This is a genomic window from Bradyrhizobium sp. AC87j1 (assembly GCF_002936975.1).
Lineage (GTDB): Bacteria > Pseudomonadota > Alphaproteobacteria > Rhizobiales > Xanthobacteraceae > Bradyrhizobium > Bradyrhizobium shewense.
Map to the genome: position 1 here is coordinate 1 of NZ_PTFE01000113.1, position 22748 is coordinate 22748.

General features: G+C 65.2%; 23 protein-coding genes and 1 tRNA gene. 14 read left to right on the forward strand and 10 right to left on the reverse strand.

Annotated features, from left to right (window positions below; genetic code table 11):
• Positions 1-102: 102 nt before the first annotated feature.
• A tRNA-Leu gene (locus tag CV770_RS35125) sits at positions 103-189 on the reverse strand.
• Positions 190-339: 150 nt separating this feature from the next.
• Here CV770_RS35125 and CV770_RS35130 point away from each other — a divergent pair.
• Complete coding sequence (locus tag CV770_RS35130) at positions 340-1305, forward strand: complex I NDUFA9 subunit family protein (protein WP_104465616.1); 966 nt, start codon at positions 340-342, stop codon at positions 1303-1305.
• A gap of 157 nt (positions 1306-1462) precedes the next feature.
• On the opposite strand, the gene CV770_RS35135 is transcribed toward CV770_RS35130, so the two are convergent.
• The 3 genes from CV770_RS35135 to CV770_RS35145 all read right to left on the reverse strand — a co-directional run bounded on the left by CV770_RS35135 (position 1463) and on the right by CV770_RS35145 (position 4446).
• On the reverse strand, positions 1463-2203 hold the full coding sequence (locus tag CV770_RS35135; RefSeq protein WP_104465617.1) for an SDR family oxidoreductase: 741 nt from the start codon (positions 2201-2203) through the stop codon (positions 1463-1465).
• A 3-nt stretch (positions 2204-2206) separates the two neighbouring features.
• On the reverse strand, positions 2207-3532 hold the full coding sequence (locus CV770_RS35140; RefSeq protein ID WP_104465618.1) for an FAD-binding oxidoreductase: 1326 nt from the start codon (positions 3530-3532) through the stop codon (positions 2207-2209).
• Positions 3533-3639: 107 nt separating this feature from the next.
• On the reverse strand, positions 3640-4446 hold the full coding sequence (locus CV770_RS35145; protein ID WP_028139439.1) for an undecaprenyl-diphosphate phosphatase: 807 nt from the start codon (positions 4444-4446) through the stop codon (positions 3640-3642).
• 169 nt (positions 4447-4615) lie between these two features.
• Between CV770_RS35145 and CV770_RS35150 the strand changes: the two genes are divergently transcribed.
• The 3 genes from CV770_RS35150 to CV770_RS35160 all read left to right on the forward strand — a co-directional run bounded on the left by CV770_RS35150 (position 4616) and on the right by CV770_RS35160 (position 7431).
• Positions 4616-5308, forward strand: coding sequence for a glutathione S-transferase family protein (locus tag CV770_RS35150; RefSeq protein ID WP_091962402.1), 693 nt, complete (start codon positions 4616-4618; stop codon positions 5306-5308).
• A complete protein-coding gene (gene queG, locus CV770_RS35155) occupies positions 5257-6432 on the forward strand; it encodes a tRNA epoxyqueuosine(34) reductase QueG (RefSeq protein WP_104465619.1) in 1176 nt (391 codons plus the stop codon). The genes CV770_RS35150 and queG overlap by 52 nt, the downstream gene beginning before the upstream one ends.
• A 201-nt stretch (positions 6433-6633) precedes the next feature.
• The gene (locus tag CV770_RS35160; RefSeq protein WP_104465620.1) at positions 6634-7431 is read left to right on the forward strand and encodes an acyl-CoA thioesterase domain-containing protein; all 798 of its coding nucleotides are present in this window, start codon (positions 6634-6636) and stop codon (positions 7429-7431) included.
• Between the two features lie 65 nt (positions 7432-7496).
• On the opposite strand, the gene CV770_RS35165 is transcribed toward CV770_RS35160, so the two are convergent.
• Complete coding sequence (locus CV770_RS35165) at positions 7497-7964, reverse strand: nuclear transport factor 2 family protein (RefSeq protein WP_104465621.1); 468 nt, start codon at positions 7962-7964, stop codon at positions 7497-7499.
• A gap of 28 nt (positions 7965-7992) precedes the next feature.
• Positions 7993-8781: an alpha/beta hydrolase gene (locus CV770_RS35170; protein ID WP_104465622.1), complete on the reverse strand. Its 789-nt coding sequence runs from the start codon at positions 8779-8781 to the stop codon at positions 7993-7995.
• 246 nt (positions 8782-9027) lie between these two features.
• On the opposite strand from CV770_RS35170, the gene infC reads away from it, so the two are divergent.
• The gene (gene infC, locus CV770_RS35175) at positions 9028-9567 is read left to right on the forward strand and encodes a translation initiation factor IF-3 (protein WP_091962567.1); all 540 of its coding nucleotides are present in this window, start codon (positions 9028-9030) and stop codon (positions 9565-9567) included.
• 114 nt (positions 9568-9681) lie between these two features.
• Here infC and CV770_RS35180 read toward each other — a convergent pair whose 3' ends face one another.
• Positions 9682-10086, reverse strand: a complete 405-nt coding sequence (locus tag CV770_RS35180) for a hypothetical protein (protein ID WP_091962413.1) — start codon at positions 10084-10086, stop codon at positions 9682-9684.
• Between the two features lie 272 nt (positions 10087-10358).
• Here CV770_RS35180 and rpmI point away from each other — a divergent pair, with 272 nt between their 5' ends.
• The gene (gene rpmI, locus CV770_RS35185; protein WP_027535561.1) at positions 10359-10559 is read left to right on the forward strand and encodes a 50S ribosomal protein L35; all 201 of its coding nucleotides are present in this window, start codon (positions 10359-10361) and stop codon (positions 10557-10559) included.
• A gap of 80 nt (positions 10560-10639) precedes the next feature.
• Positions 10640-10999 carry a 50S ribosomal protein L20 gene (gene rplT, locus CV770_RS35190; RefSeq protein ID WP_027561620.1) on the forward strand — a complete coding sequence of 120 codons (360 nt, stop codon included), beginning with the start codon at positions 10640-10642 and terminating at the stop codon, positions 10997-10999.
• A gap of 11 nt (positions 11000-11010) precedes the next feature.
• On the opposite strand, the gene CV770_RS35195 is transcribed toward rplT, so the two are convergent.
• Positions 11011-11430 (reverse strand): hypothetical protein, encoded by a 420-nt coding sequence (locus tag CV770_RS35195; RefSeq protein ID WP_104465630.1) that lies wholly within the window; start codon positions 11428-11430, stop codon positions 11011-11013.
• 144 nt (positions 11431-11574) lie between these two features.
• Here CV770_RS35195 and pheS point away from each other — a divergent pair, with 144 nt between their 5' ends.
• From pheS to CV770_RS35215, 4 genes are read left to right on the forward strand one after another with little or no spacing between them, the layout of a single operon-like run.
• Entirely contained in the window at positions 11575-12657 is a 1083-nt protein-coding gene (gene pheS, locus CV770_RS35200; protein WP_091962417.1) for a phenylalanine--tRNA ligase subunit alpha, read from the forward strand.
• Positions 12657-12971, forward strand: coding sequence for an endonuclease domain-containing protein (locus tag CV770_RS35205; RefSeq protein WP_245453946.1), 315 nt, complete (start codon positions 12657-12659; stop codon positions 12969-12971). The genes pheS and CV770_RS35205 overlap by 1 nt, the downstream gene beginning before the upstream one ends.
• Positions 12968-15376 (forward strand): phenylalanine--tRNA ligase subunit beta, encoded by a 2409-nt coding sequence (gene pheT, locus CV770_RS35210; RefSeq protein WP_104465624.1) that lies wholly within the window; start codon positions 12968-12970, stop codon positions 15374-15376. Before CV770_RS35205 ends, pheT begins: the two co-directional genes overlap by 4 nt.
• On the forward strand, positions 15373-16143 hold the full coding sequence (locus CV770_RS35215) for a sulfite exporter TauE/SafE family protein (RefSeq protein WP_104465625.1): 771 nt from the start codon (positions 15373-15375) through the stop codon (positions 16141-16143). The genes pheT and CV770_RS35215 overlap by 4 nt, the downstream gene beginning before the upstream one ends.
• 265 nt (positions 16144-16408) lie before the next feature.
• Here CV770_RS35215 and CV770_RS35220 read toward each other — a convergent pair whose 3' ends face one another.
• A complete protein-coding gene (locus tag CV770_RS35220) occupies positions 16409-17797 on the reverse strand; it encodes a flavin monoamine oxidase family protein (protein WP_104465626.1) in 1389 nt (462 codons plus the stop codon).
• 192 nt (positions 17798-17989) lie between these two features.
• Here CV770_RS35220 and CV770_RS35225 point away from each other — a divergent pair, with 192 nt between their 5' ends.
• Positions 17990-18973, forward strand: coding sequence for a YiiX/YebB-like N1pC/P60 family cysteine hydrolase (locus tag CV770_RS35225; RefSeq protein WP_104465627.1), 984 nt, complete (start codon positions 17990-17992; stop codon positions 18971-18973).
• A 257-nt stretch (positions 18974-19230) separates the two neighbouring features.
• Here CV770_RS35225 and CV770_RS35230 read toward each other — a convergent pair whose 3' ends face one another.
• Positions 19231-19506 carry a metal-sensitive transcriptional regulator gene (locus tag CV770_RS35230; protein ID WP_007598521.1) on the reverse strand — a complete coding sequence of 92 codons (276 nt, stop codon included), beginning with the start codon at positions 19504-19506 and terminating at the stop codon, positions 19231-19233.
• 65 nt (positions 19507-19571) lie between these two features.
• On the opposite strand from CV770_RS35230, the gene CV770_RS35235 reads away from it, so the two are divergent.
• A complete protein-coding gene (locus CV770_RS35235) occupies positions 19572-22037 on the forward strand; it encodes a heavy metal translocating P-type ATPase (RefSeq protein ID WP_104465628.1) in 2466 nt (821 codons plus the stop codon).
• Positions 22038-22174: 137 nt separating this feature from the next.
• Entirely contained in the window at positions 22175-22621 is a 447-nt protein-coding gene (nikR, locus tag CV770_RS35240) for a nickel-responsive transcriptional regulator NikR (protein ID WP_104465629.1), read from the forward strand.
• Positions 22622-22748: the final 127 nt, after the last annotated feature.

Genomic DNA, 22748 nt, shown 5'->3' on the forward strand with positions numbered 1-22748 from the left:
GTTTGAGGGGGCGGCGCCCTCCGATGGGGCGAAGCGGGGGGATCGTCGCCCTGCCGCTCTACGAGCGGAAGTAGCTCTATTTTGGGTCCGAACCCCGAAAAATGGTGCCCAGGAAAGGACTCGAACCTTCACGGCCGTTAAGCCACTGGCACCTGAAGCCAGCGCGTCTACCAATTCCACCACCTGGGCATGCCGTTTGGGGCACGGAGGCGGTTACTACGGTTCGGTGACGCCGTTGTCAATTCATGCTTGAAGCCTGTTTCGGGATGCCGATTGCGCATCGCAAACCGGCCCGATACAAGCCTGACAACACGTTACCCACCTGCAGGAACCGACCCCATGGCATCGAATCTGGACACGCTCGTCACGGTTTTCGGCGGATCGGGGTTTTTGGGCCGGAATGTCGTCCGCGCGCTGTGCAAGCGCGATTACCGCGTCCGGGTCGCCGTGCGGCGGCCGGAACTGGCCGGCTTTCTCCAGCCCTCCGGCAAGGTCGGGCAGGTCCATACCGTGCAGGCGAACTTGCGCTATCCGGCCTCGGTCGAGGCGGCGCTGCGTGATTCGCACGTCGTCATCAACCTCGTGGGCGTCCTGACCGAGAGCGGCGCGCAGACCTTTGACGCGGTCCAGGCCAAGGGCGCCGAAACCGTCGCCAAGGCGGCGGCCGCGGCCGGCGCCAGCCTGGTGCATGTCTCGGCGATCGGGGCCGATGCCGAATCGCCCTCGCGATATGCCAAGGCCAAGGCGGCCGGCGAAGCCGCGGTATCGGCTGCGGTGCCGTCGGCCACGATCTTCCGCCCCTCCGTTATGTTCGGCCCCGAGGATCAGTTCACCAACCGCTTTGCCGCGCTGGCCCGGATGTCGCCGGTGCTGCCGCTGATCGGCGGCGAGACCAGGATGCAGCCGGTCTATGTCGGCGACGTCGCCACCGCGATCGCGGACGCCGTCGACGGCAAGGCCAAGGCGGGCGCGACCTACGAGCTCGGCGGGCCGGAAGTGCTGACCATGCGCGAGATCATCGAGGCCATCCTCGAGATCACCGCGCGCAAGCCGGCGCTGATCCCGCTGTCGTTCGGCCTTGCCCGCTTCCAGGCGAACTTCCTGCAATTCGCGCCGGGCGCCTTCAAGCTGACGCCGGACCAGGTCACGATGCTTGAGCGTGACAATGTCGTGTCGGATGCGGCGAAGGCCGCCGGGCTCACGCTGGAAGGGCTCGGCATAACAGGCGATTCGCTGGAGGCGATCGCCCCGCAATATCTTTGGCGTTTCCGCGCCGCCGGGCAGTTCCAGCGTATGAGCGTGTGAGGTGGGTGTCACCTCTCCCGCTTGCGGGAGAGGTCGGATTGCGAAGCAATCCGGGTGAGGGCTTTCTCCTCTTGGGGGTTCTCGGCCGCGGAGAGACCCCCTCCCCAGCCCTCCCCCGCAAGCGGGAGAGGGAGCGCACCGTCAGCGCGGCGACACTTCAAAACTTCAGCTTCTTGAACACCGCTTCCGGCAGCGTCTTGATGATCAGCATCACGAGGCGCCATTTGCCGCTGACATAGACGACGTCGGTCTTGTTCTCGACCGCCCGGAGAATGGCATCGCCGACCACCGGCGCTTCGACGGTGAGCGGGCCGATCAGCTTCATGCCATCAGTCATCTTGGTGCGGACGAAGCCGGGCTTGACGGTGACGACATGCACGCCGCCACGACTGGCGCGGGCGCGCAAGCCCGACAGGAAGGCGGAGAAGCCGGCCTTGGCCGAGCCATAGACATAGTTCGAGGCACGGCCGCGGTCGCCGGCGACGGAGGACACGCCGACAAGCGTGCCACTGCCGCGGCCCAAGAATTTTTCGGCGAACAGGCCGAGGATCAGCGAGGGGCCTTCGTAGTTCGAACGCATGATCGCGGTGGCGTGGGCAAGGTCGCTCTCGGCATTCTCCTGCACGCCGAGGAGGCCGACGATCGAGACGACGACATCGGGCAACGCCGGCAGGCCGCTCACAAAGCCAGCGAATGCGGCGGTGTCGAGCACATCGAATTTGTAGAGACCGACGTCGATCGCGTAGCGCGCGCGCAGATCGGCCGCATCAGGCTCCAGCGTGGCGACGTCGCGGCCTGCGAGGCCGACATCGTAGCCGGCTTTGGCGAAGGCGCGCGCCGCGCCGCGGCCGATGTCGGAGGAGCCGCCCAGCACCAATACAGATTTGCGTGACGTCACGGCCTAGACCTCATCAAACAGACGCTGTGAAAGTTTCGAACGGATGTTGCCGGCGGGATCGAGCGATTTGCGGATCGCGTTGAAACGCTGCAAGGCAGGATAGCCCGCCGTGAAGGTCGCGCGCGACTGGCGCGCGTCTTTCGCCAGATACAGACGGCCGCCGGCGGCGACGACCAGGCGATCGATCTCGTCAAGGAAATTCAGGATGTCGCCCTTCACCGGGAAATCCAGCGCGAGCGTGTAGCCGGGCAGCGGGAACGACAGGATGCCGTCGCCCTGGCCGAGCTTCTTGAGCACGGCGAGGAAGGAGGCGTCGCCGCGTCGCGCGACGCGATCGAGGATCTCGCCGAGCAGGGCGCGCGCGCCGGCTTGCGGGATCACGCATTGATGCTGCAGGAAGCCGCGCTTGCCATAGATGCGATTCCACGCACCGACGCTGTCGAGCGGAAAGAAATACGGATAGAGCGAGACCACATGGCTGCCCCCGGCGCGCCGCGCGCCCATGCGATAGTAGAGCTCGTTGAAGGCGCGGACGCTGGTGCGGTTCAGTGCCATCGACGGCAGGTCGACAGGCACGCTGAGGCGAGACTCCTTGCCGACCGGAAATGCATCGGCGCCTTCCGCCAGCTCGCCCCTGCCCGCGTGCTCGCCGAGATAGATCAGCGAACGGCCGAGATCGCGCCCGCGCGCCACGCAGTCGATCCAGGCCACCGAATAGGTCGCGGCATCGCCCGCCTCGAGCGCGCGCATCGCGGCATCGAGATCGGACGCGGAGATCACCCGCTCGCGGATCCACCCGGTCTCGACCCGGCGCAGCCGCATCGTCGCTTCGAGGATGATGCCGGTCAGGCCCATGCCGCCGACGGTCGCGAAGAAGGCATCGGAGTTCTGTTCGCGCGAGGCCTCGATGACCTCGCCCTGGCCGGTGCGCAGCAGGAGGCTGTCGACATAGCGGCCGAAGCCGCCCTCGCAATGATGGTTCTTGCCGTGGACGTCGGCCGCGATGGCGCCGCCGACCGAGACGAAGCGGGTACCGGGCACGACGAAAGGCAGAAAGCCACGCGGGCCAAAGCTGTCGATCAGGTCCGACAGGAGAACGCCGGCTTCCAGGCGGATGCGCCCCGTTGCCGGATCGAACGACCTGACCCGGTCGAAGCCGGTCATCGTGACGGTTCTCGTGGCGCCGATCGCGGCATCGCCATAGGCACGGCCGTTGCCGCGCGCGACGGTGCCGGCGGAGACAGCCTCGCCAACCGCCGCGAACGAGCGCGGGCGCAGCACGTCGCTATCGACGACCGGGAAACGCCCCCAGCCGCTGACGAGGGTCATGGCTCAGCTCCTGTGCCGGGCGCGCGCCGCCCGGCGTTGGAACTGACTACCGGTCAAAAGCTTATTTTGCGTTGAAAACGCCGGTCCAACTGCTACGGACCATAAGTCTAACGCCCCAGCGCCAGCGCGATCAGGCCGAGCGTGCCGACGATGACGCGCCACCAGGCGAACACCACGAAGCCGTGCCGGGTGACGTATTCCAGGAACGTCTTGACCACGATGATCGCGGTGATGAACGACACCACGAAGCCGATCGCGACGATGCCCATATGGTCCATCGTCATCTCGGAGCGGTTCTTATAGAAGTCGTAGGCGAACGCACCGATCATGGTGGGGATGGCGAGGAAGAACGAGAATTCCGCCGCCGCGCGCTTGTCGGCGCCGAGGAACATCGCGGCGACGATACTGGCGCCGGAACGCGACACGCCCGGGATCATCGCCACGCACTGCGCGATGCCGATATAGAGATACATCAGCAGCGGAAACCTGGTGGCGTCATGCTCGCGCGGCTTGAGATCGAGCTTGTCGACCCAGAGCAGGATGGCGCCGCCGACGATCAGCGTGAAGCAAACGACCCAGGGATTGAACAGCACGCTCTTGATGTATTTGCCGGCGACGAGGCCGACGATCACAGCCGGCAGGAACGCGACCAGCACGCCGAGCACGAAGCGGCGCGAATAGGTGTCGCCCGTGAAGAAGCCGATCACGACATCCCAGAGCTTCTTGAAGTACAGCCCGACGATCGCGAGGATCGCACCCAGCTGGATCAGAACCGTAAACGAATCCCAGAACGCGCCTTCGCCGAGATGGAAGAAGCGTTCCGCGAGCAGCAAATGGCCGGTCGAGGATACGGGAAGGAACTCGGTCACACCCTCGATGATGCCGAGGATCACTGCCCGTATTGCGTCTGACATATTTACGGTCCATTTCGGCTGGAAAAGCGGGGCTCTTCTCGCCTATTCGCCCCCATGCCGCAATCGCAAAATGCGAAATCACGCCCTTGCCTCGCGGTTTTGAAGGACTAGTGTGGCGCCGCACAAACATTGATGGAATCTTAAGCACCATCAAATAGTCAAAGGCTTCATGTTTACGCTGTTTCATCATCCGTTCTGTCCGCATTCGCGTTTCATCCGCCTGATCGCGGGCGAATACGGGCTCGACCTCAAGTTGGTCGAAGAGCGCAGCTGGGAGCGGCGCGAGGCATTTCTGTTGCTCAATGCGGCAGGCACGACGCCTGTGATGGTGGACGACGAGCAGCCGCCGATCCCGGGCGCTGCGATCATCGCCGAATATGTCGACGAGGCCTATGGCGCCGAGATGGGACCCAAGCGCCTGATGCCGGAAGCCGTCGGCGAGCGCGTCGAGGTTCGCCGGCTGATGGCCTGGTTCAACGAAAAATTCTTCGAGGAGGTCTCGCATCCTCTCGTCACCGAGCGCATCTACAAGCGCTTCATGAGCGAGGAGAACGGCGGCGGGCCCCCTTCGGCCGACGTGATGCGCGCCGCCAAGGCCAATGTGCGCTATCATCTGGCCTATATCGGCTGGCTGGCGCAGACCCGTAATTTCCTCGCCGGCGACCGGCTCACTTACGCGGATCTCGCCGCCGCGGCGCATCTCTCGGCGATCGACTATCTGGGCGACGTGCCATGGAGCGAGGACGACGCAGCAAAGGCGTGGTACGCGCGGGTGAAATCCCGCCCGTCGTTCCGTCCGCTGCTGAGCGAATGGCTGGCCGGCGTGCCGGCATCGCGGACCTACGTGGACCTGGATTTCTGAACTCCGATCCGACTGAACTCAAGGCGGCGCTCACGCGCGAGGCGCGGGCGCTCGGCTTCGACTGCATCGGCGTCACCGCACCTGGCACGATCGAGAGTGCCGGAAAATACTTCCTTGAATTCATCGCCTCCGGCGGTCATGGCGACATGGACTGGCTCGCCGCGCAACCGGAGCGCCGGGTCGATCCACGCGGGCTGTGGGGCGACGTGCGCAGCGTGATCATGCTCGGCGTCAATTACGGCCCGGACCAGGACCCGCTCGCGATTCTCGAGCAGCGCACGCGCGCGGCGATCTCGGTCTATGCGCAGGGCGACGACTATCACGATCTCATCAAGAAACGCCTGAAGGCGCTGGCGCGCTGGCTGGTCGCGACCGCGCCGTCGGATGTGAAAGTGTTCGTCGACACCGCCGCGGTGATGGAGAAGCCGCTGGCGCAGACCGCGGGTCTCGGCTGGCAAGGCAAGCACACCAACCTCGTCTCGCGCGAGTTCGGCTCGTGGCTGTTCCTCGGCGCGATCTACACCACGCTGGAGCTGCCGCGCGACGATGCCGAGATCGATCATTGCGGCTCGTGCCAGGCCTGTCTCGACATCTGCCCGACGGCGGCGTTCCCCGCGCCCTACAAGCTCGATGCGCGACGCTGCATTTCCTATCTTACCATCGAGAACAAGGGACCGATCCCGCACGAATTTCGCAAAGCCATCGGCAACCGCATCTATGGCTGCGACGATTGCCTCGCTGCGTGTCCCTGGAACAAATTCGCGCAGGAGGGGCGCGAAGCCAAGCTCGCCGCCCGCAGCGAATTGCGCGCGCCTGGTCTCGCCGAGCTGGCACGCCTCGACGACGCTGCGTTCCGCGCGCTGTTCACGAAGTCGCCGGTGAAGCGCATCGGTCGCGATCGGTTTTTGCGGAATGTGCTGATTGCTATTGGTAACTCGGGCGAGGCGGCGCTGGCCGAGGAAGCGCGACGGTTGCTGGAGGATGCGAGCCCGCTGGTGCGTGGCGCTGCGGTGTGGGCGTTGGGGCAGCTGGTGGGGCGGGGAGAGTTTGAGGCGATGAAGGCAGCTGCATTAGATCACGAACGCGACGACAGCGTGCGTGAGGAGTGGCAGACCGTCGCCTAACCCACCGCCGTCATTCCCCGCGAAGGCGGGGAATCTAGTACGCCGCGGCTTCTCGATTTTGTCACGGCCGTCTCGGACTACTGGATCGCCCGGTCAAGCCGGGCGAAGACACCTGTTGTTGTGGCGATAGCTTGCGCGCCTGACTCTCACGACGGCACCACCACCCTTGATTTCCCCGCGCGTTTCTTCAATCTCGCACGCATGACAAACCTGCCTTTCTTCACCCGCGATGGCGATACATTCCATCCGACGGAAGCCGCCAATGGCCCGTGGGATGCGAAATCGCTGCACGGGCGCGTCGTCGTCGGGCTGCTCGGCTTCGCCATCGAGGAGCGACATTCGGGCCCCGAATTGGTGCCGGCGCGGCTCACCGTCGACATGTTTCGGCTGCCGACCATCGACAAGCCGATCGAGGTGACGACACGTCTCGTTCGCGACGGGTTACGCATCCGCGTGGTCGAGGCGGAATTCGTCTCCGGCGGTGTCAGCATGGCGCGGGCCTCGTGCCAGCTGCTGCGCAAGACGCAAAATCCTGATGGCAATGTCTGGTCGCCGCCGACCTGGGACGTGCCGAAGCCGGCCGACATTCCAAAACCCACCGATCCCAGGCTCGGCATGAACGGCAAATGGACGACGCGGCCGATCGTCGGCCATATGGGCTCGCTCGGCCCGCGAAAACTCTGGATGAGCGAGGTGCGCGAGCTCGTCGCCGGCGTGCCGATGACGCCGTTCGTCCATGTCGCCACCGGCGCCGATTTCGCCAGCCCGTTTGCCAATGCCGGCGACAACGGGCTCGGCTACATCAACAGCGACGTGACGATTTATCTGCACCGCTTGCCGGTGACGAACTGGATCGGCTTCGAGGTGGTGAACCATCACGCCACCGACGGCGTCGCGATCGGCGAATGCTGGCTCTATGACGAACAGGGCCCGATCGGCACCGCGACGGTGGCCGCGCTGGCGCAGCGCAAGCCGATGGCCAATCCGTCGAAGCGATAGGAGCGGGCGCCGCTCTCCGCTCGTCATTTCGGGCTCGCGCCAAGGGGCGCGCCCCGGAATGACGACTACGCCAGATGCCGCTGCATCTCCGGCCGTGCCTTCAGCTCCGCGCCCTGCTTGGCGACGATCTTGGCAATCCGTTCCGGCGCAAACTTCAGGTCGACGAACGCCGGCGCGGTATTGGCGACCTCGTGATAGCTCACGATCTTGCCGCCGTTCAGCGTCATGATCGCGACACCCTCGAACATTGCCCGCGCGCCGCCAGCTTCCGGCAGGGTCGAACGATAGCTGAAGGTATAGCGCGCATAGAGCGTGGTGCCGTCGGTGACCGGATTATGCATGTCCCAGCGGAAATCGGTCGCCGTGCGATAGAACCAGTCGTCGATCAGCTCGGCGATCTTCTCGCGGCCTGCGAAGGCGCCGTAGAACACGTCGTGATAGACGCCGTCCTCGGTGAACAGCTCGGCGAATGCCTTGCCGTTGCGCTGCTCGACAGCATCGCAGAAGGCGCGCAGCATGGCGGTGGTGGTCATTGGATTGCCTCCTGAAGGAAGAAGCGGTTCACCCGATCTCAGCCACCGCGGCAAGAATGCGCGCGATGTCTTGCGGGCGGGAGAGGCGGTGATCGCCATCCTGGATCATGGTCAGCACGACGTCGTCGGCCGGCAGGCGATGCGTCAGCGCGAAAGCGTGCTGCCAGGGCACATCGGGATCCTTCGCACCTTGCAGGATGCGGACCGGGCAGCCGAGATCGATGGCGCTGCCGAGCACGAGGTGGTTGCGGCCTTCCTCAATCAGGTTCCGCGTGATCGGATAGGGCGAGCCGTCGCCATAGTCGGATGGCCGCAGCCAGAGGCCCTTGGTCTCGATCTCCTGCTTCACCGCCGGCGAAAAATTCTTCCACATCAGCTCTTCGGTGAAATCGGGCGCCGGCGCGATCAGCACGAGCCCTGCGAGCGACGCCGCGCCAGAACGCTTCCTGATCTCGCGCGCGAGCAGCAGCGCCATCCAGCCGCCCATGGACGAGCCGATCAGGACCTGCGGGCCTTCGCAGAACCGTTCGAACACCGCCACGCACTCCTCCAGCCAGCGTCCGATGGTTCCATCGGCGAAATCGCCGCCGGATTCGCCATGACCGGAATAGTCGAACCGGACCATGGCGCGGCCGTGATCCCGGGCCCAGGCGTCCAGCGCCAGGGCCTTGCTGCCCTGCATGTCCGATTTGAATCCGCCGAGCCAGACCAGCCCGGGCCCCTGCCCGCGCCGGCTGCGCACCGCGATCCTGCGTGATGACGGGCCCTCACCCACATCGATGGTATCGAGCACGGCATCGGGAATTGCATGGCTCATGGAACGTTTACCCTGGCTGCGCGGTTTGAGCTGTCGGGTCGTAGTCCGCAGCGCCGGAGACCGGCATTGTCCCTTTGGGACGCTTGCGGAACGGAAGCAAGGTGTCTATGTCGGTCAGCGTGCCCAGGCGTGGCCGAAATACCTCGCATTTGAGGGTTTTTCGTTTCGCGCACGAGCGAATTGCTTGCCGGCAAACGCATCTTCCTGCAAAATAGCAGCCTCTTTCACAACTTTGGAGAACCACCCATTCGCCGTCCCAATAAAGCCCCGCCCGTCGCCAGCAAAGATGGGCCGCGCATCAATGATGATATCCGCAATGCGCAGATCCAGCTGATCGATCAGGCCGGTGACAACAAAGGCACCGTCGAGACCGTTGCGGCCATCCGGATGGCCCAGGAAGCCGGCATGGATCTGGTCGAGATCTCGCCGAACGTCAGCCCTCCCGTCTGCAAGATCATGGACTACGGGAAGTATAAGTATTCGGCCCAGAAGAAAGCCGCCGAAGCCCGCAAGCGGCAGAAGATCGTCGAGATCAAGGAGATCAAGCTCCGCCCGATGATCGACGACCACGATTACGACGTGAAGATGCGCGCGATGCAGCGGTTCTTCGAAGAGGGCGACAAGGTCAAGATCACGCTGCGCTATCGCGGTCGCGAAATGGCGCACCAGGAGATCGGCACTAAGCTGCTCGACAAGATCAAGACCGACGTCGCCGAGCTCGCCAAGGTCGAGCAGGACGCCCGATTTGAGGGCCGTCAGGTCGTCATGGTTCTGGCGCCGCGCTGACGCCGGTTGTTTGGAACTGAGAATTCAGCGGCCCGTCCGGATCTCCGGCGGGCCGTTTTGTTTTCACCCCCCCTGCAAGCGGGAGAGGGAGCACACCGCTCTCGCCGAGGGCGCCTACGTCCGTGTCGCCTGCCAAGTGCCGCTGCACTGGTCACCGGAAATGACACCTCTCCACGAGCCAGCTCCGTTCACGCCGGCGAGCCGGCCGCCGCCGCTGGCATGGGACGCGCCGACCGAGACCTGGACTGCGACGGCGCCGCCGCGATTGATCTTGCCGGAGACCCGGCCGCCGCCAGCGGACGAGACCCGGCTGCCGATCACGGTGAAGGGAACGCTATAGCCGGAGCTGCAATTGCCGCGGGTGGTGGCGAAGGTGACGTTCCAGACGCCGTCATAGCGGGCCATGCGGGCATCGGCGGTCGACGGAAGCACAGCCGCGGCGAGCGCGGTGAGCACCGCCAGGTGGCGCGGACGGACGAAATCAGTCAAAGAGAAAAGCGATCGGGACAAATGGGCCATTTTGGTCCTGCTCCGGGCGACACGACTTGGACATAAGTGTACCAGCACCGAATAGTCGGCAGGTAGGTTCCGCCGGTTCATCGTTGCCAATTCGCCCGTTCTCTGTCATAAGCCCGGCCTTCATCGCCCGGCTGATTAAGGGCTGCCGTGGCGGTGTTTCGTGCGGGTTTCGCGCTTGTTCGTGAAACCTGAGCACAATCAACGCTCTAACGAGCATTTTTGACGGCCAGCCGCCTTCGCGGGCGGATCTCTGTGGCCATTAGGAGAGCCAAATGCCCAAGCTGAAGACCAAATCGGGCGCTAAAAAGCGCTTCAAGGTGACTGCCACCGGCAAAGTGATGTTCGCCCATCGCGGCAAGCGTCACGGCATGATCAAGCGGACGAAGAAGCAGATCCGTCAGCTGCGCGGCACCAGCGTGCTGTTCAAGACCGACGGCGACAACGTCAAGAAGTACTTCTTGCCGAACGCCTGATCGCGTCCACGATCATTGCCAACCGTGCCGCGTCTTGCGCGGCAATCCGATAACCAAAGTCATCTCTGAAGGATTTTGTCATGTCTCGCGTCAAACGCGGTGTGACCGCCCACGCCAAGCACAAGAAAGTCTACAAGGCCGCCAAGGGTTTCTACGGCCGCCGCAAGAACACCATCCGCGCCGCCAAGCCGGCCGTGGAGAAGGCCCAGCAGTACGCTTTCCGTGATCGCAAGCGCAAGAAGCGGACCTTCCGCGCGCTCTGGATCCAGCGCATCAACGCTGCCGTCCGTCCGTTCGGCCTGACCTACAGCCGATTTATCGACGGCATGGCCAAGTCCGGGATCACCGTGGACCGCAAGGTGCTGTCGGATCTCGCGATCAGCGAGCCCGCGGCGTTCCAGGCGATCGCCGAGAAGGCCAAGGCTGCGCTCGCTGCCTGAGCCCTGCGGCGCTAGCGGCCGGCTTTGCCGGCCTTCAGCGCACGTTGCGAGTAGCGCTGGGCGACCTCCGCCCGGCAGAAGGCCGTGGCCGAGATATACATGGTGCCGGACTTGCTCCGGTACTTCTGGTCGCAGACCCGCAACTCGCGCTGGTAGCTGAGCTTCTGTGGCGGCTGCAGCTGGCCGATGAAATCGGCCTCGCACTTCTTCTCGACCACCTCACCGAACTGTACGTCGCCGCTGGCGCCGTATGCGCAGGCCTCGAACTGCTTCATGGCACGCTCGCAGCCCGGCGCCGCGTTCAGGGCCACGATGATGTCATCCATCGACGTGGATTTGGCCTGGCATTCTTCGGCGGCGAGAGCCGCGCCTCCCAGGAAGCCTTCCAAGAGAACCAGGGCCAGGCCGGCCACGCAGAATCGCAAACGCATCGTCCCCTCCTTCGCGTTCAGGTTGGTGCCAGCCATGCCTTTACGGTTCAAATGCCCCGCATTTACGACGTCCAATCGGCTTGACGTTCCGCCCCGGCTGCGGCCACAACCCGGCAGCCTTTTGCAAGTTTCAGGGATCCGACCGTGTCCGACCTCGCCAGTCTCGTTCAATCCATCCTCGCGCAGATCAGTGCTGCCGGCGACGAAGCGGCCCTCGAAGCCGTCCGCGTTGCCTCGCTCGGCAAGAAGGGCTCGATCTCAGCCTTGCTGGCAACGCTCGGCAAGATGTCGCCGGACGAGCGCAAGACGCAGGGCGCAGCGATCAACCAGGCCAAGGACGAGGTCACACAGGCCCTCGCCGCCCGGCGCGACGTGCTGAAATCGACGGCGCTCGATGCGCGGCTCGCGTCCGAGACCGTCGATGTCACGCTGCCGCTGCGCGATGCGCCGACGGAAGCCGGCCGCATTCATCCGCTGAGCCAGGTCTGGGACGAGCTGACCACGATCTTCGCCGACATGGGATTCTCGGTCGCCGAAGGCCCCGACATCGAGACCGACGATTACAACTTCACCAAACTGAATTTTCCGGAAGGCCATCCGGCGCGCGAGATGCACGACACCTTCTTCTTCCATCCGAAGGAGGACGGCTCGCGCATGCTGCTTCGAACCCACACCTCTCCGGTGCAGGTGCGCACCATGCTGAGCCAGAAGCCGCCGATCCGCGTGATCTGCCCGGGCCGCACCTACCGCATCGATTCGGACGCGACCCACACGCCGCAATTCCACCAGGTCGAAGGCCTCGTCATCGACAAGACTTCGCATCTCGGCCACCTCAAATGGATCCTGCACGAGTTCTGCAAGGCGTTCTTCGAGGTCGACCACATCAACATGCGCTTCCGCCCGTCGTTCTTCCCGTTCACCGAGCCGTCGCTGGAAGTCGACATCCAGTGCCGCCGCGACAAGGGCGAGATCCGCTTCGGCGAGGGCGAGGACTGGCTCGAGATTCTCGGCTGCGGCATGGTGCACCCGAACGTGCTGCGCGCCTGCGGCATCGATCCCGATGAGTATCAGGGCTTCGCCTGGGGCATGGGCATCGACCGCATCGCCATGCTGAAATACGGCATCGCTGACCTCCGCCAGCTGTTCGACAGCGACGTCCGCTGGCTGTCCCATTACGGCTTCAAGCCGCTGGAGGTGCCGACGCTGGCTGGGGGTCTGAGCTCGTGATGGCCTGCTGGGACACAATTGCTCCAGCCGCAAGGACGGTCGGACTCCCTCTCCCGCTTGCGGGGGAGGTCATCGAGCTCGACGGCGGCCAACACTTCTCGAATGATGGCGAGCGCGCCGACGCGCGTCGCTCTACCACAATCGAAGCGATGGGCTTCAAGGTGCTCCGCTTCAGCAATCTCGATGTCATGACAAATCGTGGCGGCGTCCTCGAAACCATCGCGACCACCGTCGCGGAGAGAGCCCCCACCCCAACCCTCCCCCGCAAGCGGGAGAGGGAGCAGACCGTCTCCGTGGAGAAAAAACAGCCATGAAATTCACCCTCTCCTGGCTGAAGGATCATCTCGAAACCGACGAGCCGCTCGACAAGCTCGCCGACAAGCTCACCATGATCGGGCTCGAGGTCGAGAACATCGAGGACAAGGCGAAGGCGCTCAAGCCCTTCACCATCGCGAAGGTGATCTCGGCCGAGCAGCATCCGAATGCGGATCGCCTGCGCGTCTGCATGGTCGATACCGGCGACGGCGGCGCGCCGGTGCAGGTCGTGTGCGGCGCGCCGAATGCGCGTGCGGGTCTCGTCAGCGTGTTCTCGCCGCCCGGCACCTACATTCCCGGCAAGGACATCACGCTGGGCGTCGGCACCATCCGCGGCGTCGAGAGCCGCGGCATGCTGTGCTCGGCGGCCGAGCTGCAGATCTCCAACGACCATGACGGCATCATGGAATTACCGGCGGATGCACCTGTTGGCGCCGGCTATGCCGAATGGGCCGCGCTTGGCGATCCCATGGTCGAGATCAATCTGACGCCGAACCGACAGGACTGCACCGGCGTGCACGGCATCGCGCGCGACCTTGCCGCCGCCGACATGGGCAAGTTCAGGGATCCCGCCATCAAGCCGATCAAGGGCGAATTCCCTTGTCCCGTGAAGGTCACGGTCGAGGATTCCACGCTGTGTCCCGGCTTCGCGCTCCGCCTCGTGCGTGGCGTCAAGAACGGTCCGTCGCCGGAATGGCTGCAGAAGCGGCTAACCGCGATCGGCCTGCGCCCGATCAACGCGCTGGTCGACATCACCAACTTCATGACCTACGACCGCGCGCGCCCGCTGCACGTGTTCGACGCCAGCAAGGTGAAGGGCAATCTCGTCGTGCGCCGCGCGCGTGACGGTGAGACGCTGCTCGCGCTCGACGGCCGCACCTATAATCTCGATCCCGCCATTTGCGTGATCGCGGACGAGCACGGCGTCGAATCGCTCGCCGGCATCATGGGCGGCGAAGCCTCCGGCTGCGATGATGATACCACCGACGTGCTGATCGAATCGGCGCTGTGGAACGAGATCAACATCGCCCAGACCGGCCGCAAGCTCGGCATCAATTCGGACGCGCGCTACCGCTTCGAGCGCGGTGTCGATCCGGCCTTCATGGTGCCGGGGCTGGAGCTGGCGACCAAGCTGGTGATGGAGATGTGCGGCGGCACGTCGTCCGAGACCGTCGTGGTCGGCAAGGCCTTCGGCGACGACCGCGTGATCGATTTCCCCGTGACCGAGGTCAAGCGCCTCTCCGGCATCGAGGTGCCGCAGGTCGAGATGAAGCGCATCCTGACCCATCTCGGCTTCATGATGGCGGGCCCGGGCCCGGTGGTGAAGGTCGCGGTGCCGTCGTGGCGCACGGACGTGCACGGCAAGGCCGACATCGTCGAGGAGATCGTCCGCATCTACGGCGTCGACAAGGTGCCGATGACGCCGTTCGAGCGCGGCGAGGACGCGCGCAAATCGGTGCTGACACCGCTCCAGCTGCGTACCCGCCGCGCCCGGCGCGCGCTCGCAAGCCGCGGCATCATCGAAGCGGTGACTTGGTCGTTCATCACGAAGTCCGCGGCAAAATTGTTCGGCGGCGGCCAGCGCGAGCTCGAAGTCGCCAACCCGATCGCGTCTGATCTCTCCGACATGCGCCCGACGCTGCTCGCGGGCCTGATCGCGGCCGCACAAGCCAACGCCAATCGCGGCGTGAGCGATGTCGCGCTGTTCGAGGTTGGACAAATCTTCAAAGGCGACCGTCCGCAGGATCAGTTCATGGCGGCGAGCGGCGTGCGCCGCGGCTTTGCCTCCTGTGAAGGTCTGGGACGGCACTGGTCGGGCTCGGCCCAGGCTAATGTGTTCGACGCCAAGGCGGATGCGCTGGCCGTGCTGGCAGCCGCGGGCGCGCCGATGCAGGCGCTGCAGATCGTGGCCGGCGGTCCGGCATGGCTGCATCCGGGCCGCTCCGGCACGATCCAGATCGGGCCGCAGAACGTGCTCGGCCATTTCGGCGAGGTACATCCAAGAGCGCTCGAAGCGCTCGGCGCCGACGGCCCGCTGATGGTGTTCGAGGTGATCCTCGACCGTATCCCCGAGGCGAAGAAGAAGGCGACCCGCGCCAAGCCCGTGATCGAGCTCTCGGCGTTCCAGCCCGTCACGCGCGACTTCGCTTTCATCGTCGATCGCACCGTGAAGGGTGGCGACATCGTGCGGGCCGCGCAAGGCGTCGACAAGAAGCTGATCACCGGCGTGAACGTGTTCGACGTCTACGAGGGCAAGGGCATCGACGACGACAAGAAGTCGATCGCGATCGCGGTGACGATCCAGCCGCGCGAGAAGACGTTGACCGATCAGGAGATCGAGGCCGTGGCCGCGAAGATCGTGGCCGAGGTCACGAAGAAGACCGGCGGCACGCTGCGGGGATGAGTATTGCGGACTTCCTTCCGAAGGACGTCAGCCTCACCATTGCGATGGCGCTCTGCGCCGTCGCTTTCATTTCCGGCACTGCACGCGGCTTTTCCGGCTTCGGCTCGGCGCTGATCTTCATGCCGCTGGCAAGCAGCATTGCTGCGCCACGGCTCGTCGCCGCCTTGCTTCTGGTGATCGACTTCGTCGCGGCGGCGCCGCTGCTGCCCGATGCCTGGCGCAAGGCCGACCGCAAGGCGACCGCGGTGATCGTGCTGGGCGCGCTGGTCGGCGTGCCCGTCGGCACTTATTTCCTCAGCGTGCTCGAGCCCGTCACCACGCGCTGGATCATCTCCTGCTTCGTCGCGGCCCTGTTGCTCCTGCTGCTGTCGGGTTGGCGCTATCGCGGCAGGGACCACGCCTGGCTCTCGGTCGGCATCGGCGGCGTCTCGGGCTTCTGCAGCGGCCTCGCGCAAACCGGCGGCCCGCCGATCGTCGGCTATTGGCTCGGCCGCCCGATCGCGCCGATCGTCGCGCGCGCCAACATCGTGCTGTTCTTCGGCGCGTCGGATTTCTTCTCGATGGTCAGCTACGCAACCACGGGGCTGATCAGCCGCGAATCGCTCGCGCTCGCGCTGATCGTTGGGCCGGTCTATGGGATTGGCGTCGCATTCGGCGCCTCGCTGTTCGGCCGCGCCAGCGAGCGGGTGTTTCGCGCGATCTGCTACGGGCTGATCGCGATGGCGGTGATCGCGGGACTGCCGGTGCTGGACGGGGTGTTGCGCTGAGCTAGAGCGGGATACGTTGAGATCGAATTGAGTTCGGCCGAGAGCAGCGCTCTCTCCGTTCCCTCCCCCCTTGTGGGGGAGGGGCAGGGAGGGGGGTGCCACACGGGGATTCTTTCCGTCGCGCTCCTCGCCCTCGGCGCATCATCGCAATCGGCACCTTTTGCTGGGCTACCCCCCTCCCTAGCCCTCCCCCACAAGGGGGGAGGGAACGCACCTATTTCCGGGCGCTAGTCGAGTTTCGAACCATCGTCCTCTAGTTCTTGCCCTACTGCCTTGGCGCCCGGCGCTTCTTCGTCGATTGCGTCGGCACATCCGCCGAATCGTCCTTGAGCGCACCGATCTTGCGCAAGGCTGCGTCCGCGGCGCGCTCGCCGCTTTCCCAGGCGCCGTCGACGGTGCCCCACAGCGTCTCGTGCGTGGCTTCGCCGGCGAGGAACACATTGCCGATCGGTTCGCTCAGGATTTTTCGCGACAGCTGACCGCCGGGGGAAGCCGCCGACATCGCACCCAGGACGTAGGGCGAGGCGTTCCAGCGCGTAGCGCTGGTCTTCCCGACGGCAGCCGCAGCCTCGCTACCGAACAATTTCGTGATCCATTCCCTGGCGAAGGCGACCATTGCCTTCTCACCCTGCTCGGAGAGATCGCGGCCAAACGCGCCGCCAACGTCAATCGAGCACAGCGAAGAGCCGCCGATATTGGCGAACATCAGCGCGGTGCGTGCCGAATTGCTTTGCTCGATGAGGCTATCGTCGCGCGACAGGCCGAGCGGATTGCCCGGCAATTGCAGCACGATGCGATCATAGCTGCCGAGGCCGAGCTTCGACGCCGCGTCTAACGTGCGTTTGGGAATGTCGGGCGTGAACTTGATCGCGCCCGATGTCAGCACGTTGGTCGAGACCGTGACGATGACGGCGCGCGCGGCGATCTTGCCGGCTGGCGTCTCAACGCTGACGTCGCGGTTGCTCCAGCTGATGCGGCTCGCCGGCGTCGACAGCGCCACCGGCGCCTGCTCGCCGAGTTTGGTGATCAGCGTGCCCAGGCCCTGACGGCAGGCGATCGCCGCGTTGCGATCCTGCGCGCGTCCCTTGTCGATCGCCGACAGATCCTTCAGGTCCTTGCCGGCAAAGCCCGCGCCCAGCATGAATTCGGCCGCGCCCGCCCAGTCGCCGAGATCCTTCGGCAGCACGGAGGCGCAAGAGGTATCCAGCTTAGCCCGCGAAGCATCGTCGATGGCGCGGTTGGCGCGCACCAGCGCCGCCAGGAATTGCTCGGTCTCGCCCGCGCGTGCGTTGCGGCGGCCGATGCGCATCTTCTGGCCCGATGGCGCCGGCAGTACGTCCAGCCCGACACTGCGCGCCAGCCGGATCATCGGATTGGTGTCGGGATTGTGCATCCAGCGCGCACCGCGGTCGAACGGCACCTCGAAGGTGGTGCTGTCGGTGATACAGCGGCCGCCGATCTGCGATGCCGCTTCCATCACGAGGACCTTGCGGCCCGTCGCCATGATGCGGCGCGCCGCAGCGATTCCCGCGGCTCCCGCACCGATCACGACGATGTCGGCCTCGCGCGGCAGGGGCGCGGCGGTTGCGCGCAGGACCGGCATCGCGGCAAGGCCCGCCGACGCGACAAGGAAACCGCGGCGCGTGATTGTCATGTCATGGTTTCCGAGGACTTGCGGCGAACGGGAACAGTCAGCGAACCTTGCCGCATCTGATGTTGCACGGCAACCATCATGGTGAATCAATCGTGCTTGATGTCACGGAGTGATGAACCGAATTGCAACACGTTCCGACCATGATAGAGAAGGGAAAAAGACGGCCGCAAAAGGCCGTGGGGGGAGTTGGAAATGGGGACGGTCCTAGATTCAGTCGGCAAGCTGATTGCCGCGTACCTCTCCAAGGAGGTGCCGGGCTACGAGCCGTTCACGCCGAGCGACCCGGAGCACCTGCGCGGCGTGATCGAGCCCGGCGACGTGCTGCTGGTCGAGGGCAACAACCGCATCTCCGGCATCATCAAATATCTGACGCAGTCGACCTGGTCGCATGCCGCGCTCTATGTCGGCCCGGTCGAGGGCGCCGTCGAGCCCGACGGCGAGCCGCATGTGCTGATCGAGGCCAATATCGGCGAAGGCGTCACCTCGGCGCCGCTGTCGAAATATTTCCCGTATCACACCCGGGTCTGCCGCCCGGTCGGGCTGTCCTACGAGGACCGCACCACCGTCTGCCGCTATGCGATCAACCGCATCGGCTTCGGCTACGACACCAAGAACATCGTCGACCTCATGCGCTTCTTGTTCCCGCTGCCGGTGCCGCAGCGCTGGCGGCGGCGCATGATCGCGATCGGCTCGGGCGATCCGACCAAGATCATCTGCTCGGCGCTGATCGCACAAGCGTTCGACGCGGTGCGCTATCCGATCCTGCCGAAGATCACCAAGGCCGGCAGCCGCGCCGCCCGCCGCGAGATCCTGCACATCCGCGATTCCTCGCTCTACATGCCCCGCGACTTCGACATCTCGCCCTATTTCGAGGTCGTCAAACCCACCATCGTGCACGGGTTCGACTACACTGCCCTGCACTGGGCCGACAAGCAGAAGCCGCTCGAGGAGGTAGCGGGCACATTCAGTGTGTTTCCAGAAACGATCAGTGCGCCGCCGCTCGTTCCTGAGACGGTTGACCAAGAAGCGCCGGCTGAAATTCCGGCTGCGCAAATGAGTGCGCAAGCTGCGGAGGCGGCTGAAAACGTGCCCGTCTCCGGACCTGTCCCGCTGCTGAAGAAGCTGGCGATGTACCGCCCGAGGCGGCGTGGCCGGGTACGCGAGAGGGCGGCGTAACGGCCGTCGTCCCTGCGAAAGCAAGGACCCATACCGCGTGATCTATCGGCTGCGCACGGTAGAAATCCCGAACTCCCAGTCTTCGTCAAACCTTTCCCTGGGGTTATGGGTCCCTGCGTTCGCGGGGACAACGCCTGTGAGTGTGGCGCGAGCACCTCAGCAACCGTCATTGCGAGGAGCTCTTGCGACGAAGCCATCCAGACTACTTCCTCGAGGACAGTCTGGATTGCCTCGCTCGCAATGACAGACGTAAAGACCTACCGCTCCGCCCGTCCGATCACCGCCATCAGCTCGGCGATCTTCTCGCGTTGGTCGGCCTTGTCGCCGCTCGCGATCGCGTGCTCGACGCAATGGGCGACGTGGTCCTTCAGGACCTCTTCCTCGACCCGGCGCAGTGCGGCACGCACCGCCGAGATCTGCGTCACGATGTCGATGCAGTAGCGGTCCTCCTCTACCATTTTCGAGAGGCCGCGAACCTGGCCCTCAATCCGGCCGAGGCGTTTTCCGACAGATGCCTTGATGTCCTTGCGCATGAGGTCTATATACCCCTACCGGGTATGGGTTGCAAGACCCTGGGTACAAGGCCGGAGCAAGGGCAATGAACGAACACAGGCATCATCAGGGCGCGGATGGACATTCCGGATGCGGTTGTTCCGCCAAAACGGAGCCGGCCAAGACGGAAGCGGCCAAGACGGCGGCCTCCTCCTGCTGCGGCGGGCACGGCGATCATGCCGGCCACGACCATCATCACGCGCATGACCACGGCGATGCGGCCAGCAAGGTGCGCGATCCCGTCTGCGGCATGACGGTCGATCCCACGACCTCGAAGCACCGTTTCGAATATCACGGCGAGACCTTCCATTTCTGCTCGGCCGGCTGCCGCAGCAAGTTCGCCGCCGATCCCGCAAAATATCTCGCCAAGGACAAGGCGCCCGCGCCGGAGATGCCGGCTGGCACGATCTACACCTGCCCGATGCATCCGGAGATCCGCCAGGTCGGACCGGGCAGCTGTCCGATCTGCGGCATGGCGCTGGAGCCGGAAGTGGCAAGCCTGGAGACCGGCCCCAACCCCGAGCTCGCCGACATGACGCGGCGGTTCTGGATCGGCGGCGCGCTGGCGCTGCCGGCCGTGGTGCTGGAGATGGGCGGCCATCTCGCGGGCTCGCACAATTGGATCGATCAGACGCTGTCGAACTGGATCCAGCTCGCCTTCGCCACCCCCGTGGTGCTGTGGGCCGGCTGGCCGTTCTTCGTTCGCGGCTGGCAGTCGCTGCTGACGCGCAACCTCAACATGTTCACGCTGATCGCGATGGGCACCGGCGTTGCCTATGGCTACAGCATCATCGGCACCGTCGTGCCGCAGATCTTCCCCGCAACATTCCGCGGCCATGAAGGTGCGGTCGCCGTCTATTTCGAAGCTGCTGCCGTCATCACCGTGCTGGTGCTGCTCGGCCAGGTGCTGGAGCTGCGCGCCCGTGACGCAACCTCCGGCGCGATCAAGGCGCTGCTTCAGCTTGCGCCGAAGACCGCGCGCCGCGTCGATGACGACGGCGGCGAGCACGAGGTCGAAATCGACGCGCTGCATGCCGGCGAACGTCTGCGCGTCCGTCCCGGCGAAAAGGTGCCGGTCGACGGCGTGATCCTCGAGGGCCGGTCCTCGCTCGACGAATCGCTCGTCACCGGCGAGTCCATGCCGGTGACGAAGGAGAGCGGCGCGAAGGTGATCGCCGGCACGCTGAACCAGTCGGGCAGCTTCATCATGCGCGCCGACAAGGTCGGCCGCGAGACGCTGCTGTCGCAGATCGTGCAGATGGTCGCGGACGCGCAGCGCTCGCGCGCGCCGATCCAGCGGCTGGCCGATCAGGTCGCGGGCTGGTTCGTGCCGATGGTGATCGTCGTCGCCCTCGTTGCCTTCGGCGCCTGGGCCTGGTTCGGTCCGGAACCGCGGCTCGCTTTCGGTCTCGTCGCCGCCGTCAGCGTGCTGATCATCGCCTGCCCCTGTGCGCTGGGCCTGGCGACCCCGATGTCGATCATGGTCGGCGTCGGCCGCGGGGCGCAAGGCGGCGTGCTGATCAAGAACGCCGAGGCGCTGGAGCGGATGGAGAAAATCGACACGCTGGTGGTCGACAAGACGGGCACGCTGACCGAAGGCAAGCCCAAGGTGGTCGCGATCGTGCCGGCGCCGAGCTTTGCGGAGGATGACATCCTCAAGCTTGCGGCCAGCGTCGAGCGCGCCAGCGAGCATCCTTTGGCTGACGCGATCATGCGCGCGGCCAAGGAGAAGCAGCTTGCCCTCGGCCAGGTCGAGCAATTCGACTCGCCGACCGGCAAAGGCGCCACCGGCAAGGTCGACGGCAAGACCATCGTGCTCGGCAATGCCAGGTATCTGACGTCGATCGGCATCGACACCAAAACGCTCGACGCCGAGGCCGAACGGCTCCGCGGCGACGGCGCCACGGTGATCAACATGGCCGTCGACGGCCGGCTCGCCGGCCTGTTCGCGATCGCCGATCCGGTCAAGGCCTCGACGCCGGAAGCGCTGAAGGCGCTCGCGGCCGAAGGCATCAAGGTGATCATGCTGACCGGCGACAACCGCACCACGGCGGAAGCGGTGGCGCGCCGGCTCGGCATCGCCGAGGTCGAGGCCGAGGTGCTGCCGGATCAGAAGAGCGCAGTGGTCACCAAGCTGCAAAAGGCCGGCCGCAGCGTCGCGATGGCCGGTGACGGCGTCAACGACGCGCCGGCGCTGGCCGCCGCGGAAGTCGGCATCGCCATGGGCACCGGCACCGATGTGGCGATGGAGAGCGCCGGCGTGACCCTGCTCAAGGGCGACCTCGTCGGCATCGTCCGGGCGCGAAAGCTGTCGCAGGCGACGATGAGCAACATCCGGCAAAACCTGTTCTTCGCCTTCATCTACAACGCCGCCGGCATTCCGATCGCGGCCGGCATCCTCTATCCAGCGTTCGGTCTGTTGCTCTCGCCGATCATCGCCGCGGCGGCGATGGCGCTGTCCTCGGTCAGCGTGGTCGGAAATGCGCTGCGGCTGCGGGCGACGCGGCTGTGAGGACACTGCGTAGCCCGGATGGAGCGCAAGCGAAATCCGGGGGTCCTGCCCGCAAATTGGCACCGTCCCGGATTGCGCTTCGCTCCATCCGGGCTACGGTTCACGGGACACAGGCGAGGCACGCGGGGGAATATCTGATGCAGCGAATTACCATCACGATCGAGGACGATCTGTTGGCCGAGATCGACGCGGCGGCGGAAGCGCGCGGCTACCAGAACCGCTCCGAGATCATCCGCGATCTCGCCCGCGCCGGCCTGCAGCAGAGCACCGAGGACACCGCGCAGACCGGCCAATGCGTGGCCGGTCTCGTCTATGTCTACGACCACGCCGCCCGCGATCTGTCAAAACGCCTGGTGCAGGAATTCCACGGCCATCACGACCTCGCGCTGGCAACCCTGCACGTCCATCTCGACGACAACAATTGCATGGAGATGACGGCGCTGCGCGGGGATGCCGCCGAAGTCCGGCATTTCGCCGACCACATCATCGCCGAGCGCGGCGTGCGCTACGGCCGCGTGGTGATGATCCCGACAGGGGAAGGCAAGCAGGGGAAGGTGCGGAAGCATGGGCATAGGCATGGGTAGGCCGGATCTTACCCTCCCTCCCCTGGAGGGGGAGGGTCGATCGCGCGTAGCGCGAGCAGGGTGGGGTGACGGTCCCTCCGCGACGAACAGTGCCCAAGTGGAGAGATCACCCCACCCCGTCACATGA